Here is a 14,827-nt window from a genome sequence, read left to right as displayed (position 1 = left end):
CCATTTAATTTTTAGAATTTATTTCGTGTATTTTTAAAATATGTAAATACTCTGTCGTTCTATCTTGTTTTTGAGTTCTATTATTATCTGCCTTAAATCTTTGATAATCTTTACTTACATAAGAATACTCTCCATATTTAGAGAAAATATTTTTAATATCATCAAAACTAAGCAAACCTTCATCATTATAGCTTAAAAAAACATATTTAAAATTAGCATTTTTAATAAGTTCTTCTAATTCGTCATAAACCTTAGCTTTTTTACACCAATTTGAGCGAGTATAATCTCTTAGTCCAGTTTTACCTTTTGGAATAAAATCATCGTATATTGCAATGGTGTTTAGCAGATGATAATTAGCTCCATATTCACGATAATTATAAGGTGGATCAAGATATAAAATATCTCCTTTTATTGTCTTTATCAGCTCATTTGCATTTTTATTAAACACTAAATTATTTTGATTTGTAGGCAAAAATTCTGCTTTTTCTATAACCAAATCCTTTAAAGCACTTTTTTTGATTTTTTTTAAAAATGCTCCATAAACTGATACTGTGTTTGCTAATTTATCAGCACTTTCAAGTAGAGATGCCAACAAAAAATAATATTCTTGATTATTAATATATGAGCTTTTAAGCCATTTTTCTATATTTGCCCTAGCAGTATCAATTCTTATAGCATTTTCATTCGTGAAATATTGCCTATTTGCAAATTCTGAATAATTATCATAAATAAACCCTCTTAATGAAAATTTTAAAATTACTTGATTTAGCTCTTCTGTAAGCCAATTTGCCCTACTTTCATCGAAGTTATTTTCAATATAATTTTTAGCCAATACAAAGCTATAAAATTCTATATCATTTGAAATTATTTGTTTTACAAAAGGCTTAAAGGTTCTTGCTACAATGCTAGTTCCACTAAATAAATCGCAAAAAACACAATCACTTAAATCCATTTTGATGGTGTTTTTAACTTCGTCAAAAATAAAGCTTGATAATTTTAATTTTGAACCTATGTAATTCACGCGAAAATTATTTCATTGTTTTTAAAATTAAATTTGATATGCTTTAAAGGACAACATGTATAACTATTGTATTGATTAAAATAACTTTCATATTGTGAAAATAATTGATTGTTTCTAATGTTATAATTTGTATCTCTATATAGAATAACTTGTAGAATTTTATTTGTTTCATTTACTCTTAAATAATAGCAATTTAGCCAATCTATATATCTTTGTATTTGAGTAAGTATATTGCAATCTGCATTGTGTGATTTTAATTCGATAGGAATAACTACTCTTTCATTATTTACAATCACAGAAGCCATTATATCTATTCTTTGCATACCAACGCCACATCCAACTTCATTTCCAAGCCATTCTAATTTGTATGAGCATTGCAATATTTTATCCAAAACAACATTTATATTTTGTAATATAAAAGCTTGTAAATGGGTTTCAAATTGATTATTTCTTAAAAATTTTTGATGCATTTTAGGGTATATATTAATTAATTCTTGTTTTCCCATATATTTATAATTAGCATTAGAAGGGATTATGCATTGTTTCTTATAATCAAAACTATATCCATTTGAATCTATTAAATTCCAATTCTGATTTTTTTGCCGAATTAAGTTACTTAAATAATCACTTTCATATAAAGCAATCATTGTATTACCACGATTTCCTTTAAATTTTCTATAAATTAAGCTCCATATCATTTCATTAGGTCTTTTCAATTGAGTAATATAATTTAAGCGCCTCTCACTCTGTTACTCCTAATGGATACACACAATATGGTTTTATTAAACACCTTAACATAAGCGATTTACCTAGTTCGCTTGATAAATATTGATTAGATCCGCCATTATCTAAAAATACTTGACTTGCAACTTGAAATACACCATAAAATTTACCTTCTCCTGTATTTTGTGATTGCTGAAGATAGAAAATCACCAAATCGTCTTCCTTCATTCTACAAAAATCAGCGATCATAGATATTACACTATTTTCTGTAGAATGATGCAGATAGGTACTTGAGTTATTATTAAAATCAATAGTTGATAAATTACCCCCAGTTCCTACAAAAAGAAATTCTAAGTGATGTTTAAATGTTATTTCATCAACAATCAATACGTGTGTCGTCATTCTAATTTCCTATGAGTTGTAACTTTGTGACATTTATTACAAAACATAGATATTCCATTCTTATACTGTCTTACCATGTTTTGATCACTATTACAAAATTTAGCTCCTTGTTTTGCCAAATCTCTTACGATAGCAGCAGACTGGCTAGATATGTGATTTAAATCACATATAACACAGTGCCACTGCTTATCATTTAAAACATTCTTGATATCTTCTTTTTTGCTCATCTATCTCTCCTAATTATTTATTTGATGGTTATTATATAATACATAGCTTATTCTTTTTTAAATACAAAAATATATTCATGTTTAAAGATATAATAATCACTCCTAATTGCACGATACTGCCAAATAGAATTAACTCCTAGTTTACCACGATTTCCTTCTATGTTTTTTACAATAATTCCCTTAAGTTTTACTTTAAAATGTTTTTTAATTTCATTCATCAGCAAAAACCCTAAAGGCTTTACTTCACTTTCTTTATAAACATCACCTATAACTAATGCAAAATAACGATTTTTATCCAAAAACTGTAAAATATTTTCACAAGTTTTTAAAAACACTTTTATAAAAGTTTTTAAATCACTTATATTACTTAAGTCATTATTATTATCTGTAAATTTTACAATATCTAAATATGGTGGATGAAAAATAATAAATTGTGCTGATTTTGTATTTAGTATTTTTAGTTTTTCTTGTATTAAATGAGTTATATTCTCATTTGTATTATCGTAATTTATTAAGCCATACTTTGAACCATCAAAATCATTTCCTATTGTATTTAAAACATATTCATACATTTTGTCATTTATATCAATTCCTAAAAATTTTCTATTTAGTTTTTCACATTCATAAAGGGTTGTTCCACTACCAAAAAATGGATCTAAAACAAGCTCATTTTCTTTTGTATAGCGTCTAATTAGCTGATTTGGGATTTGTGGGATAAAATTGCCGTGATATATATTTTTGTGTTTACCAGAATTATCCCTATTTTGTATAAGCCAAAGGCTATTTACGTCAATATTTGCATTTTTCCAATCGTTTAAATTTATATCATTAAAATTCATTTTTGCTCTTTTAATTATTATAATTACTTTATTATTCTATAATTACTTTATTATTCTAGGTTCTTTTGTTAAATAAGTTTAGAAAGATATTTAGAATTTAATTTGTGTATTTTTAATGTAAATTAAAGTAAGAATCATTTAAAATTTATTAAATAATTTTAAAGGAAGAGTTCATGAAAAAAATTGTATTTTTAGGTGCTGGGTATGCAAATTTAAGCCTAATTAAAAAGATTAAAAAGAAAAATCTAAGCAAAGCAGAATTTATACTAATAAACAATAACCCATATCATTATAAAACCACAGAATTACACAAAATCGCAGCAAGAGAAAGCGAAAAAGACATAGTAATAAATCTAAAAAGCATACTACCTAAAGATGTAACTTTAATTTGCGATAAGGTAAAAAGCATTGAAAACGGCAAGGTTGTTTGCGAGAATGCAAATTATGATTATGATGAGCTTTATGTTGGGCTTGGTGCGAGTGTAAATACTTTTGGCATTGCTGGGCTTGATGAGTGTTTAAATATAATAAATTATAAAAACGCCTTAAACACTGCTGAAACACTTTATAAAAATCTTGAGCTTTATGAAAATAAAAATGTAATTATTTGCGGTGCAGGACTTAGTGGAGTAGAGCTTTGTGGCTCAATCGCTACAATTTGCAAAAATCTAGGAATTAGCATTAATTTATATTTGGTTGAAGCAATGGATGAGATTTTGCCTGTTTATGCTAAAGATTTAGCTAAAAAAGCTAGAAATTATTTAGAAAATCTAGGCGTAAAAGTTCTAAGCTCTCATAAAATAATCAAAAAAGTTGATGATAAATTATTTTTAAACGATGAAAATAATTATATAGAAGCTAAAACTATAATTTTTACAGCTGGAGTTAAGGGTAGTGAAGTGATTGCAAATAGTGGCTTTGATCACAAAAATAATAGAGTTTTAGTAAATGAATATTTGATGGCGCCTAATTTTGATAATTGCTATGTTTTAGGAGATTCAGCGATTGTTTCAAATTTCGCACCTACTGCACAAATTGCTTGTAAGCAAGGAAAATACCTAGCAAAAAGACTAAATGCAAGGCTTGAAGGAACTGAGTTTAACGAAGCTTTTAAATACAATGATAAGGGTAGCATTTGTTCAGTCGGAAAAGATTATGCAATAGGCGTTATTTTAGGCAAAACTTATAGTGGTTTTATGGCAAAAAGTCTTAAAAAATTAACCGAAGTAGAGTGGAGCGAAACGCTAAAGTAAAATATGCAAAAACTTTTTAATCCATATTCTTAAAGCTTAAAGTATTAAGCTTTAAGATTGCCATATTTTAATAGGTTTATCATAAGCTCTTGCTAGGTAAAACATATCTCTTGCTGATTTTAAACTAGTCGTATCAAAATCAAGCTCTTGATTAAAATTGTAAGTATTTTCAAACATTTTTTCCATATTTTTTACTTTTTTTGTATTAAATCTAAGTGGTTTATTAAAGCTAAAAGCCCTACAAAACATAGCTTTCATATCTTCTACATTTTGAGTATCAAAATCTAACTCTTGATTAAACACATTAGCTGTGCAAAACATATAAGCCATAGTTTTTGCATTTTTTGTATCAAATTTTACGGCTTGATTAAAACTACTTGCTGCACAAAACATTCCCGAAAAATCTTCGGCATTTTGCGTATTAAAATCTAATTCTTGTTTAAAATTTCTAGCAGACCTAAACATATTGCTAAAATTAACAACATTGCTTGTATCAATGTCTAGTTTTTGGTTGAAATTTTTTGCATAGGCAAACATATTGCTGACATTTTTTAGTTTATTAGAATTTTTTAAGATAATTTTTTGATTAAAATTAGTGCAGTTTTCAAACATGCCTTTTGCACTTGTCGCACTGCTAAAGTCTAATTCTATAGGTTTATTCAAATTCTCACATCCATAAAATATCTCGCTAAAATCACTAACATTTGGTGTTTTAAGATTAACTTTAGCATTAAAATTTTTTGCATTTTTAAACATTGCTTTCATATTTTTTACATGAGTAAAATCCCATTTTAAAGCATCTTTTAAATCATAGCGTTCTGAATATTCAAAAATGTGGCTAAGATCATCTACAAATCTAATATCAATATCATTCAAGTATGCTGCTTTTACAGCCAAATATTTTAACTCTTGATTATCTAAAGGATAGTATTTTGGTTTATCTTGGGCTAAAATCTCTTCAACTTTTAAATAAGATTTATCAAAATACTTGTTTAACTTATCAAAAGAGTTTTTATGTTTTTTAATTTCTTCTAAAAAAACATCATTATTTGCTAGTTCATGTGATATATAGTTTAGATTTTTAGGGTTTTTTAACACTGCATAAACACAAAGCTTAAAATCATCGGTTTTAACATCCTTTAAAATAGCTTCATCGCTTGCACTGATGGCTGCTAAAATCACGCTTTTATTAGGATTATCAATTAATTTTATATCTTGTGGATTATAAAATACTGATAATATTTGCACTTGCAAATCATCTTTAATATCATCGTGTATTAAGGATAAACTAGGAGAAGTTTTATGGTTTTTTACGAATTCTAAATATTTACGAATATCAAATAAATATTCTAAAACCTCTTCATCGTGCTTTAGGCATACTTGCTGAGCGTTTTTAGTGTTTATAACCTCTTGTAGATTTTTAGCAATTAATTTAATTTCTTGAAAATTACTTTCTTGCGACTTTATATAATCACAACCATGAAACATAAAACTAAAATCTTTTACATTATCAGTATCTAATTTTGGGGCTTTATCTAAACTTTTACAATGCAAAAACATAGCTTTCATGCTTTCAACTTTTTTGGTGTTATAAATTAGCTTTTTGTTAAACCCTTTGCACCAAGCAAACATAAAATCACAATTTTTAGCATTGCTTAAATCCCAATTTTCTACTCCATTTAAATCTTCTCTAGTTTTTACTTGTTTTGTGTGGCGGATAAGATTTAAAAGATTATAATCTTTGCTATCTAGCATTTTTATAGTCTCTTCATCTTTAACAAAAATATAAGAAAAATCAGTAATTTTACTCACATCAATTCTATCTAGTTTTATAAAATCATAGCTTAGAAGTAGCCTTAACTCTTCTTTGTTTTTTGGTTTAAAAATTCCATCATTAAATTCTATTTTGCACATTTCATTTAGATTAAAATCATCTTCAAAAAATGTCTTTTTATCAACATTTTTTAAGCTAAAACAAGCTTTATAAAGTCCTATTGAAGATTTTTTAATCGGTGCAGTTTTTAGGCTAATGCAATCTGAAAAAATCTCTGAATCAAGATAAATATTTTCATATTTTATGTTTGGCACATTACTTAAAGAGTTGCAATTGCGAAACATAAAAACACCGATGGAAACTCTATTACAATCAATTGTAATATCGCTGTTTAACTTACTACAATCTTCAAACATAGCAGCACTTGAAGCTAAATAATTAGCTTTTATATAAACATCACTATTTAAATTACGGCATTTAAAAAACATTCTTGTGGCATTGTATAGGTTTGGTGTGTTTATGTTTATTTGTTGATTTAATTTTAAGCATCTTGCAAACATAAAATCACTATTGTTTAAGTATAAAGAACTTATATTGATTTTTTGATTTAGCCTAAAACATCGCCAAAACATTGAGCTTGTATCTTCAGCGTTAGTGTAATTTATGTTTATGGGTTTATTAAATCTAAAGCAATTTTTAAACATTGCTTTCATGCTAACAACATTAGATGTGTCAAAACAAATATCGCTATCAAATCTAAAGCAATCCATAAACATTTCATCCATATAAGCTACTTTAGAAGTATCAAAATTAAGCTTTTTATTAAAATAAACGCAACCTTTAAACATACCACTCATATTTACAACTCTACTAGTATTCCAGTTTTCTATACCATCAAAATTAGTCCTAGTGCAAAATCTATTTTGATAGTTTTTATCTTCATAATAAGTGTTTTTGTATTTATGACTTATAGCATTTGGTGTAAATAAATAACTCATATCACTGATAAAACTTGTATCAATATGGGCTAAATTTATATTTTCATCATTTATTAGCTTTTGTAATTCTTTTTTGTTTTTTGGTTGGTATTTTTTAACTGACATTTTTATGCTCCTATTGATTTATTTTAACAAAAAGAGTGTTTAAAATTATTTGAATAATTTATAGTTTCTTATTTAAAGTAACAAAAGAAAGTTTTATAAATAAATTTATTTTTTAATTTAGTGTAGTTTTTACACATAAAATAGATAATTTTTATCTTAATTACTATTTGTAACATTTATTTAAAAATTCAAGGCTAAGATTTTTAAATCTTAACTAAAGGACAAACTTGCAAGAATTGTTATTTGATTTATGGAAAGATGAATTAGGAAATCTTGATTTAACTTACGAGCAAAATATTTTTAATCCCGAATTAGCAGCGTTAATTTTGAGTGCGAACGAGCAGAATTACAAAGAATTATTAAGTCTAAAAACATATACAAATTATATAAATACTAATAATTTTTTTGAGTTAAAAATGCTTCAAATTGCAGTGCTTAATTCTATTAAAAATAATCTTTTAAACCCACTTGAAATTAGCTTTTATCTTGAAAAATTAAAGCCTTTAAAAATAAATTTAAAAGTTTTAGAATACTTAAAAAACGCAAAAAGCCAAAATCAAAAAGAGCTAAATAATAGCTATAAAAATGAGCAAACTAAGCTTGAAAGCGTTTATAATGATTTAGCAAATTTACTAAGTCCTGAGCTAAAAATAAAGCTAGATGAGTTTTATAATCAACTAATAAATAAAACATTTAAAATTGCTTTTAGTGGGATATTTAACGCTGGTAAAAGTAGCCTTATAAACGCTTTACTAGAGCGTGATTTTCTGGGCGTTTCAAATGCACCTGAAACTGCAAATTTAAGCATAATTTCTTATGGAAATGAAAATATAAAAGTAAATTTTTATAACGAAAGTGAGTTTAACGCCCTAAAAACTCAAGCAAGTTTAAATGAAGAGCTAAACAAAATCTTTAGTGTGGATTTTAAAGCCTATGAAAGCATTGAAACGAGTTTTAATGAGCTTTATAACTACACAAGTGCGAATTCAAAAATGAGTATTTTTGTAAAAGATATTAATATTTATCTTGATAACGAATATCTTAAAAATAAAATAGAAATCATAGACACCCCAGGTCTTGATGATGTAATAATTAGCCGTGAGCAACAAAGCAAGGAGTTTTTAAAGAACGCAAACTGCGTGCTATATCTTATGACTTGCACGCAAGCGCTTAGCATTAAGGATTTGGAGTTTTTACTTAGTTTTACTAAAAATAATCCTAATTCAAAGCTTGTTCTAGTGCTTACAAAAAGCGATTTAATAAGCCTAGATGAGCAAATAAAATTAAAAGAATATGTAAAAAATCGCTTTAATAATGAGCTTAAAAACCTTGATATAAATGCAAATTATGAATTATTTTGTATAAGTGCAAATGAATATAAAAACGATAATACAAAAGGCGAAATAAACGCCTTAAAAGCCTATCTAAACGATGTTTGCTTTAATTCTACGAATACAAAAGATTTTATAAATAGCATTAGCGAAAAGTTTAAAAATATAATAGATTTAGAGCTACTTAGCCTAGAAAATCAAAACAATCTTTTAAAACTTGATAAAAACGAATATGCAAAGAATTTAGAGAATTTAAAATCGGAAATTGAGCGTAAAAAATCTATAAAAATAGAGCTTGAAAATTACTTGAACGAGTATTTAAAATCCGAATTTAAATTCCAAAAACACGAGCTTGAACTCCTAGCAAAAAATCAAGCTGCAAGGCTTTATGATGAGTTTAATTATGATAAAGCATATTCGCAAGAAAAGGCTAAAAGCGTGATTTTACAAGGCTTTAAGGATTTATTGAATGCTAGTTTTTCAAGTCTAAGTAATAAATTTTTAAATGATTTTAAAGAGATTAAAACAAGGCTAAATATTAATAAAACTTGTGAAATCAACTTTAATAAAGATGAGTTGTTAGGGATATTTAGCGAGTTTGAAAGAATTATAAGTGGCTTAGAAATTTCTAAAATTGAGAATAAAATTTATGAGCAATTAATTGCGATTTATCTTAATATAAACTTAAATATTTTTAATTTTAATGAGAGAAAAAGCAAGGCAAATGAGTTTTTAAAAGATGAGTTTTTAAGGATTTATCATATTGAAGAAGCACAAATTAGTGATTTTAGTGGCGATTTGAATTTAGAAGATAATTTAAGAAAAATTGAAATTTTAAATAAGTTAAAAGAGAGTTTAAAATGATAAAAAGTGTTTTGAATGAATATAATGAAAAGTTTAATAAAAGTTATGAAAAAGGCTTTTTAGGAGATTTAAAAGCTTTAAAATTAGCCTTAGAAAATCCAAATTTAATGCTAAGCGAAACGCTAATTAATAAACTCTCAAATCTCATAAAACACTATCAATTGCCACTTCAAGTAGGAGTTATCGGGCAGTTTAGCTCTGGTAAAAGTAGCTTATTAAACTTGCTTTTTAAAAGCGATTTGTTAGCCACAGGTGCAAGACCTGTAAGCGTGGTGGCAACTTATATTAATTATGGTTTAAATGAGTTAGTTTTAACGGAATTTGAAGACGGAATTAAGCCATTTATAGGCGGGGCATTAAACGATCAAAATGAAGAACTAAACGGGCTTAAAAGCATTAGTATTTTTACAAATAACGAGATTTTAAAAGACATTACGCTAATTGACACTCCAGGGCTAAATGCAAATACTACCGATGAAGAATTTTCTAAAAATTTAATGAGTTCCTTTGATGCTATCGTTTGGCTAAGTTTGGCTGAAAGTGCTGGAAAAGCTAGTGAAGAAAAGGCTATAAAAGAACTAAATCCAGATATTAAAAAACTTTGTTTAATCAATCAAAAAGATAAACTTAGTGATGCCGAGCAAAATCGCTTAAAGGCTTATTTAGATGATGTTTTTGCTAAATATTTTGATAAAATTGAGCTAATTTCTTGTAAGGAAGCAAAAGACAATAATCCTAATTCAAATATTTTTGCTTTTTATGATTTTTTAAAAGAACTTGATAAAAAAACCATCAAAAAAACTTATATAAAAAATAGCCTAAATGCTCTAAACAACGAGCTTTTAAGCGTGATAAATGAAAACCTAAAAAGCCTTGATGAATTAGCTTTAAAAATTAAAAATTATATTAAAACCTTAAATGAAAATAAATTTAATTATGATGAATTAAATGATGAATTTTTAAATGCTTTAAAAAGTATCGCAAGAACCATTGCTAATGAATTTATGGCTAATTTTAAGGTAAAAAATGCTTATTTTTATACGCCGAATAAAAGTTTGCTTCACAAAAATTGTTTTATAAAAAACGAGTATTCTTATAAAACGCTAAGTCCTGATGATACATTTTTAAGCATTTTTTACAATAAAGATGTGGTAAATAAGCAGTTTTTAAAGATTAGAAAAGATATAAATGAATTATTTGCAAAGCTTTTTATTAATTATGAAGAGCTTTTAAATGAGTTTAAAAATACTTTAAATATCGCTAAAACAAAGGAGCTTAATAAAAATTATAATGAATTAGTGAGTGCTTCTTTATACGCAATTAGCGATGATTTTTATAAAGCGATTGATGAATTAATTATAAGTGATTATCAAAAAGCCTTAAATAATTATGAGCTAAAATTAAATAAATTAATAGAAAAAATCAATATAAAAGCTTTAAATAATTACGAAAACGCAGCAAAACTTAGCCTTTCATTTTTTTATGAAAAAATTAATGCAAGTAGAGAATTTTATGAGCTTGATAATACTCAATTTAAGCTGTATTTGCCTAGTGAAAATGAGATTTATCAAAGGCTACTCACGGACTGCTCGTTTTTTGAATTTGAAGAAATTTTGATAAATAAAAAGCAATTAATTAAGCTTAAAAACGAATATTTAGCCGAGCTTGAAAGTATTTTAAATATACAATTAATTAGCTTAGAAAATAAAGCAAATAAGCTTAATAATATAAAAGATTTAATTAGTAAAGCGTTTTGGAATTTGAAATAGGAATTAAGATTTTTTAATATTTGCCGATATTAAGCAAATGGGGGTTAAAAATGCAAATTAATTCAAGTCTTAATGTTGGTTTTACGAATAATATAAAAGTAAATAATGAAGTTACAAAAGAAATAAAGCAAGATAGTTTAACAGAGCAAATCGTAAAGATTTTAAAAGACGCCGCGCAAGATGAGTGGGGCACTTATGAGCCAAATGCCGTGCTTGGTAAAATAGGAGCTTATGAAAAAGGTAGCGAAATTTTTAATGCTTTAGAAAGTCATCTTTATAAAGGAATTTTATTTTATGGTTCAAATCCTTATGAAGAATTGCCAAGCAATGAAGAAATATTTAAATATCAAAAAGGCGATGACGCAAGGCTTAGTGAGTTTAAGTTAAAGGCTCAAGTAGCATTCGGCATTAAAACTAATAGCGTTTATCAAAAGGCATATCAAGGTAATGCAAGTGCTGATGAGGTAAAGGATTTAGTGCAATTTTTAAAAGATAATAGTATTGAAGGGCTAAATTTAAGTGGAAGATTTTTTAAAATCCCTAAAGAATATTCTGATGAGATTATGGAGCTTTTTGCTGATGAGAGTTTAAGCGTAGATGATTTTAAGCAAAAGTATTTAGAGATTAAAGAAAAAATAGAAAGCAAAAAAACCAATATAGATGAAATAAACGAAGAAGAGCAAAAAATATTTAAGCCCATAGAAGCTAAAAGTGATAATGTGCGTGAGAGTATGGAAGAGATTTTAAGCAAGATTGACCCACGTAAGATAAAAGATGAAAGAGATTTATTAGCTTTATTTTTAGCTTATAAAGATGGTGAGAATTTATATGATAAAAGGGTTTAAATTCCTAATTCAAATTCTACTGAAAATATAAGTTCTTTATATGAAATCAATTACCTTTTAAAATTTATTTTATTATTTTATTGTTTTTTAAATATTTATATTTTGCTTTAGAATAACAAATATAATTAAAGTTATAAAATATTGAAAGCAATGATAGTTAGTGAAGAATGAACGAATGGTCTTTGAATGTTTGTTCTTGTGTAAATATTATTATAAACGATTAATTTTTATTTTTAGGTTTTAATGTTTGTATTTGCTTATTTATCAATGCTTATTCATTTTTTTGTGATTGTTTAAAGTAATTTTTTGTAAAAACCTCAAGCACCCCAACAGAGTATTCCTAAAATTATACGAATTATATGTGAATAATTATAAAGAATATAAAATTAATTTTTTAAAAAAAGCTTAAATGTCGTATTTAAGGAGTAAAAATTGGTTTATATAAAAAGATATATTAGAAAAATAAGCGAATGGTGTCCCCAACAGGAGTTGAACCTGTGGCCTTAGAATTAGGAATTCTACGCTCTATCCAGCTGAGCTATGAGGACCTTTTTGGAGTTTTATATTTGAAAGAGCTAGGGTTTTCACCCTAGCTTGATATTACATATTTCTTTTTTTGATAATTTCTTCAGAAACGTTTCTTGGAACTTCACTATAGTGGTCAAATTCCATTGAGTATGTAGCACGACCTTGAGTTTGGCTTCTTAAATCAGTTGAATATCCAAACATTTCAGCTAGTGGGCAGAATGCTGCAATAATTTTATTTCCACCACGCTCATCCATGCTGTTTACTTGGCCACGGCGTTTATTTAAATCACCGATAACATCACCCATGTAGTCTTCTGGAGTTTCAACTTCAACTTTCATAATAGGTTCAAGAATTACTGCACCAGCTTTTCTAGCACCTTCTTTAAATCCCATTGAAGCAGCTAATTTAAACGCCATCTCACTTGAGTCAACTTCGTGATAGCTACCATCAAATAATGTAACTTTTACATCTTCTACTGGATATCCCGCTAAAACACCATTTTGTAGTGCTTCTTGAATACCCTTATCAACTGCAGGAATATATTCTTTTGGAACAACCCCACCTTTGATATCATTAACAAATTCATATCCTTTACCTGGCTCTAGTGGCTCTAGGCGTAAGAATACGTGACCATACTGACCACGACCACCTGATTGTTTTGCATATTTGTATTCTTGCTCAACTGTTTGGCGGATTGTTTCACGATAAGCAACTTGTGGCTTACCTACTTCAGCATCAACTTTAAATTCACGTAGCATTCTATCTACAATAATTTCAAGATGTAATTCACCCATACCTGAAATAATTGTTTGTCCGCTTTCTTCATCAGTTGATACTCTAAAGCTTGGATCTTCTTGAGCAAGCTTGTTAAGTGCGATACCCATTTTTTCTTGGTCAGCTTTAGTTTTTGGCTCAACTGCAACACTAATAACAGGATCAGGGAAATCCATTTTTTCTAGGATTACCTTATCTTTTTCACTTGATAGAGTATCACCTGTTAATGTGTCTTTAAGACCTACGATAGCACCGATTTCACCAGCATAAAGTTCTTTAATTTCTTCACGCTTATTTGAGTGCATTTTTAATAAACGGCCAATTCTTTCTTTTTTATCTTTTGTTGCGTTATACGCATAGCTTCCGCTTTCAAGTTTACCACGATAAACACGAACGAAAGTAAGTTGTCCAACGAATGGGTCAGTCATAATTTTGAATGCAAGTCCAGCAAATTCGCCATCATCTGTTGATCTAACACTTGTTTCAGTGCCATCTTCATATTGACCACGAATATCTGCAACTTCATCAGGAGCTGGTAAGTATTTTACAACTGCATCAAGTAATGGTTGAACACCTTTGTTTTTAAATGCAGTTCCGCAGCACATAGGTATAATTGATAAATCAAGACAACCTTTTTTAATACCTGCGTGTAATTCTTCTATACTTAACTCTTCTCCACTTAAGTATTTATCCATTAGCTCTTCACTAGTTTCTGCTACTGCTTCAACTAATTTTGTTCTATATTCTTCTGCTTGTTCTTTTACTTCAGCAGGAATTTCAATTTCTTTATAATCTGTTGGTTTTTTATCATCATCCCAAACATAAGCAACCATTTTTACTAAATCAACTACACCACGGAAAGTATCTTCAGCACCGATTGGAATTTGAATTGGAACTGGATTAGCTTTTAAGCGGTTTTTAATTTGTGATTCAACATTGAAAAAGTTTGCTCCAACCCTATCCATTTTATTAACGAATACAATTCTTGGAACATGATATTTATTTGCTTGTCTCCAAACAGTTTCACTTTGTGGTTGAACACCACCAACTGAACAAAACACTGATACAGCACCATCAAGAACACGCATTGAACGCTCAACTTCAATAGTGAAGTCAACGTGGCCTGGGGTGTCAATTAGGTTAATTTGATGATCTTTCCAAAAGCAAGTTGTAGCAGCAGAAGTAATTGTAATACCTCTTTCTTTCTCTTGGTCCATCCAGTCCATTGTTGCTGTTCCTTCATGGGTTTCACCAATTTTGTGGCTCATACCCGTGAAGAATAGAATTCTTTCAGATGTTGTAGTTTTACCAGCATCAATATGCGCAGCAATACCGATATTTCTAACACGTGATAAAGGAGTTTGTCTTGACAT

General features: G+C 27.7%; 11 protein-coding genes and 1 tRNA gene. 4 read left to right on the top strand and 8 right to left on the bottom strand.

What is annotated here, in order from left to right; genetic code table 11:
* Positions 1-4 precede the first annotated feature (4 nt).
* The 5 genes from AVANS14531_RS03110 to AVANS14531_RS03090 are packed head-to-tail and all read right to left on the bottom strand — an operon-like array spanning position 5 to position 3,212.
* Positions 5-1,021 carry a DNA adenine methylase gene (locus AVANS14531_RS03110; protein WP_336611296.1) on the bottom strand — a complete coding sequence of 339 codons (1,017 nt, stop codon included), beginning with the start codon at positions 1,019-1,021 and terminating at the stop codon, positions 5-7.
* Positions 1,018-1,719 carry a hypothetical protein gene (locus AVANS14531_RS03105; RefSeq protein WP_336611295.1) on the bottom strand — a complete coding sequence of 234 codons (702 nt, stop codon included), beginning with the start codon at positions 1,717-1,719 and terminating at the stop codon, positions 1,018-1,020. The genes AVANS14531_RS03110 and AVANS14531_RS03105 overlap by 4 nt, the downstream gene beginning before the upstream one ends.
* Positions 1,720-1,762: 43 nt before the next feature.
* Positions 1,763-2,146, bottom strand: coding sequence for an EVE domain-containing protein (locus AVANS14531_RS03100; protein ID WP_336611294.1), 384 nt, complete (start codon positions 2,144-2,146; stop codon positions 1,763-1,765).
* Entirely contained in the window at positions 2,143-2,373 is a 231-nt protein-coding gene (locus AVANS14531_RS03095; protein ID WP_336611293.1) for a hypothetical protein, read from the bottom strand. Before AVANS14531_RS03095 ends, AVANS14531_RS03100 begins: the two co-directional genes overlap by 4 nt.
* Before the next feature lie 47 nt (positions 2,374-2,420).
* A complete protein-coding gene (locus AVANS14531_RS03090; protein WP_336611292.1) occupies positions 2,421-3,212 on the bottom strand; it encodes a TRM11 family SAM-dependent methyltransferase in 792 nt (263 codons plus the stop codon).
* A gap of 173 nt (positions 3,213-3,385) precedes the next feature.
* Between AVANS14531_RS03090 and AVANS14531_RS03085 the strand changes: the two genes are divergently transcribed.
* On the top strand, positions 3,386-4,465 hold the full coding sequence (locus AVANS14531_RS03085; protein ID WP_336611291.1) for an NAD(P)/FAD-dependent oxidoreductase: 1,080 nt from the start codon (positions 3,386-3,388) through the stop codon (positions 4,463-4,465).
* A gap of 51 nt (positions 4,466-4,516) precedes the next feature.
* Here AVANS14531_RS03085 and AVANS14531_RS03080 read toward each other — a convergent pair whose 3' ends face one another.
* Positions 4,517-7,342: a BspA family leucine-rich repeat surface protein gene (locus AVANS14531_RS03080; RefSeq protein WP_336611290.1), complete on the bottom strand. Its 2,826-nt coding sequence runs from the start codon at positions 7,340-7,342 to the stop codon at positions 4,517-4,519.
* Between the two features lie 227 nt (positions 7,343-7,569).
* Between AVANS14531_RS03080 and AVANS14531_RS03075 the strand changes: the two genes are divergently transcribed.
* The 3 genes from AVANS14531_RS03075 to AVANS14531_RS03065 are packed head-to-tail and all read left to right on the top strand — an operon-like array spanning position 7,570 to position 12,151.
* Positions 7,570-9,537 (top strand): dynamin family protein, encoded by a 1,968-nt coding sequence (locus tag AVANS14531_RS03075; protein ID WP_336611289.1) that lies wholly within the window; start codon positions 7,570-7,572, stop codon positions 9,535-9,537.
* On the top strand, positions 9,534-11,306 hold the full coding sequence (locus AVANS14531_RS03070; RefSeq protein WP_336611288.1) for a dynamin family protein: 1,773 nt from the start codon (positions 9,534-9,536) through the stop codon (positions 11,304-11,306). Before AVANS14531_RS03075 ends, AVANS14531_RS03070 begins: the two co-directional genes overlap by 4 nt.
* A gap of 50 nt (positions 11,307-11,356) precedes the next feature.
* Entirely contained in the window at positions 11,357-12,151 is a 795-nt protein-coding gene (locus AVANS14531_RS03065; protein WP_336611287.1) for a hypothetical protein, read from the top strand.
* Positions 12,152-12,622: 471 nt separating this feature from the next.
* On the opposite strand, the gene AVANS14531_RS03060 is transcribed toward AVANS14531_RS03065, so the two are convergent.
* Together AVANS14531_RS03060 and fusA are read right to left on the bottom strand one after the other, a co-directional pair.
* Positions 12,623-12,699 (bottom strand) — tRNA-Arg (locus AVANS14531_RS03060).
* 52 nt (positions 12,700-12,751) lie between these two features.
* A complete protein-coding gene (fusA, locus tag AVANS14531_RS03055; protein WP_239817841.1) occupies positions 12,752-14,827 on the bottom strand; it encodes an elongation factor G in 2,076 nt (691 codons plus the stop codon).

The sequence above is a fragment of the Campylobacter sp. Cr9 genome, assembly GCF_020138295.1.
GTDB lineage: Bacteria > Campylobacterota > Campylobacteria > Campylobacterales > Campylobacteraceae > Campylobacter_E.
Note: the sequence above shows the minus strand (reverse complement) of the source record. Positions and strands in the feature narration are given on the sequence as shown.

Coding starts and splice junctions, on each gene's coding strand:
- AVANS14531_RS03070 (WP_336611288.1), top strand. CDS start 9,534: ATGATAAAAAGTGTTTTGAATGAATATAATGAAAAGTTTAATAAAAGT.
- fusA (WP_239817841.1), bottom strand. CDS start 14,827: ATGTCAAGACAAACTCCTTTATCACGTGTTAGAAATATCGGTATTGCT.
- AVANS14531_RS03065 (WP_336611287.1), top strand. CDS start 11,357: ATGCAAATTAATTCAAGTCTTAATGTTGGTTTTACGAATAATATAAAA.
- AVANS14531_RS03105 (WP_336611295.1), bottom strand. CDS start 1,719: ATGATATGGAGCTTAATTTATAGAAAATTTAAAGGAAATCGTGGTAAT.
- AVANS14531_RS03100 (WP_336611294.1), bottom strand. CDS start 2,146: ATGACGACACACGTATTGATTGTTGATGAAATAACATTTAAACATCAC.
- AVANS14531_RS03085 (WP_336611291.1), top strand. CDS start 3,386: ATGAAAAAAATTGTATTTTTAGGTGCTGGGTATGCAAATTTAAGCCTA.
- AVANS14531_RS03095 (WP_336611293.1), bottom strand. CDS start 2,373: ATGAGCAAAAAAGAAGATATCAAGAATGTTTTAAATGATAAGCAGTGG.
- AVANS14531_RS03090 (WP_336611292.1), bottom strand. CDS start 3,212: ATGAATTTTAATGATATAAATTTAAACGATTGGAAAAATGCAAATATT.
- AVANS14531_RS03080 (WP_336611290.1), bottom strand. CDS start 7,342: ATGTCAGTTAAAAAATACCAACCAAAAAACAAAAAAGAATTACAAAAG.